Annotated in this window: 2 protein-coding genes and 1 pseudogene; 1 reads left to right on the plus strand and 2 read right to left on the minus strand. The window is 73.0% G+C overall.

The window, feature by feature from the left end:
- Positions 1-167, plus strand: a pseudogene (locus GKQ77_RS33775) (two-component system response regulator); the annotation flags it as partial.
- Between the two features lie 238 nt (positions 168-405).
- Here GKQ77_RS33775 and GKQ77_RS32255 read toward each other — a convergent pair.
- Both GKQ77_RS32255 and GKQ77_RS32260 read right to left on the minus strand, forming a co-directional pair.
- Entirely contained in the window at positions 406-936 is a 531-nt protein-coding gene (locus GKQ77_RS32255; RefSeq protein WP_219692688.1) for a hypothetical protein, read from the minus strand.
- Positions 937-1,115: 179 nt separating this feature from the next.
- On the minus strand, positions 1,116-1,916 hold an 801-nt coding region (locus GKQ77_RS32260), incomplete at its 5' end, for a patatin-like phospholipase family protein (protein ID WP_258022333.1).

Here is a 1,916-nt window from a genome sequence, read left to right on the forward strand (position 1 = left end):
ACCACCCGGGGGGCCTTTCGGCCTCGGGGTGCGCGGGCGAGGGCGCCCTGTCCCGCGTGAGCGCCCGCCGCTACCTGGAGTTCTTCGCGGCCACGGGCCGCGCCGAGGTGACGCTCCGCTATGGGGGGACGGGGCGGCCGGAGCGGCGGTACCGGTGGGTGGGGTGAGCTCGCCGCGCGTTCAGCGCTTACTTAAGCGGGGGCTTGCTTTGCCGGGGGCTTGCTCAAGCCGGGCTTACTTGAGCGGAGTGCTTACTTAAGCGGGGCGCAGGAGCGGATGGATGGTGTGGTGGACGAGCAGGTGCCCCCACAGCTCCTGCTCGACATCGCCGGGCCAGCGTGACCGCAGGACCGGCAGGGTGTCCCGCCCCAGCGTGCCGACGGCTTTCAGGGAGGCCCTGATCCCTTACCGCTCGCGGTACAGGGCTCTCAGAACGGGAGCTGGGTGCGCCTCGTGGTCCACGAGCGTCGTGATCAGGCGGTGCGGAGGGTCATCGAGCACCCTGACCTCGGTACGCGGTCGCGCGGGACCGCAGCGCAGGTCGCAGAGGCAGGAGCCGTCCGGCAGTACGGTGCGCTCCGGCAGGGCGGCGCTCTCCGGCAGGGGGGGCAGGGGTCCGGCCCGCCACAGTACGTCCGCTCCAGCGGCACGGATCGCGGACAGCAGTTCCAGGTCGGCCGAGCCGCAGTCGGCGAGCAGCAGGTCTCCGCGGGTCAGGGCTGCCAGCAGATCGTTCGTGAGGGCGTGTCCCATCTCGGCGGGCGGCCTCCCCAGCGCGGCCCGGGTGATGGCGTGAGTGCCGCAGTCCGCCGGCGCCGCCAGGTGTGCCTGCGGCAGGGCCGCGGACCCCGCCCCGGTGATCGCCGGGTAGCCGTAACGGGCCCGGTCTTCCGGCGTGTCCGGGACACCGAGCGCGGTCGCGTCGGCCGCCAGCACCCGCCACCCCGGATAGCAGGCGCACCTTTCCTCCGTGCGCCGGGCCCGCGCGTCACGGGCGGCTTGCGTGAACAGCGCGGCCAGAGCTGGCCAGATGCAGGCTGAGGGTGGCCTGGACGAGACTCATGATCCGGGCGGTCGAGCATTGCAGCGGGTGGCAACGTGCACTTTGACGCACGTCATCCCTGCCAGGCGTCGGCCACCGAAGGGGCCAGTGCACTGGCCTGGGCGTGGCCCGCGCGGGCGGCGGCCGGTCGGCGCGTGTCGTCCGTCATGTTGCGGCCCATGATGCGGCGCGCAGCGCGGTCCGGGGACAGCAGGATGACGCGCGCGCCCTCGTCGGACAGTTCCGCGGCCTGCTGCGAGGCGCTCGGATGCGGCCCAACCGCCTGGGGGATCGGTACGACGGCCAGCACCCGGCGGTACCCGCGTGCGAGCTGGAGGTTGGCAGTTGAACGGCTGCCACCATCTATCCAGCGCCGGCCCGCTACGGTAACCGGCGGCCATACGACGGGCACGGCGCAGCTCGCCGCGACCGCTTCGAGGAGGGGCACTCCCGAGTGTGAGTCGAACAGTTCGACTTCTCCGGTCTGCGCGTCGACTGCGGTGATCCTCAGCTCCCGCTCGGGCCAGTCGCGGACGTCGCCCAGAAGCGCGCCGACCGTGTCGAAGACGTCCGACTCCGGGCCGGTCCGGGCGCGTAGCGCTGCCCGGGCGAGGCGTTCGATGGACCGCTGGGGATCGCGGGAGCCGAGCGCCGCCCAGAGGAAGCGTGCCGTCTGGCGCGCCGTCACCGGCAGACGGACCGCGTCTGATCCGGAGAGCTGGCGCTCGTACAAATCTGCGGCCGGGACGCCGGCCAGGAGCCGGGATCCGAAGACGGCACCGGCGGAGGTGCCGATCACGACGTCGGCGCTGCGGAGATCGATCCCAGCCTCGGTGAGCCCGGCGAGCACCCCTGCCAACCAGGCCCCACCCAC

It is taken from the genome of Streptomyces anatolicus (assembly GCF_019400875.1).
Taxonomy (GTDB): Bacteria; Actinomycetota; Actinomycetes; order Streptomycetales; family Streptomycetaceae; genus Streptomyces; species Streptomyces anatolicus.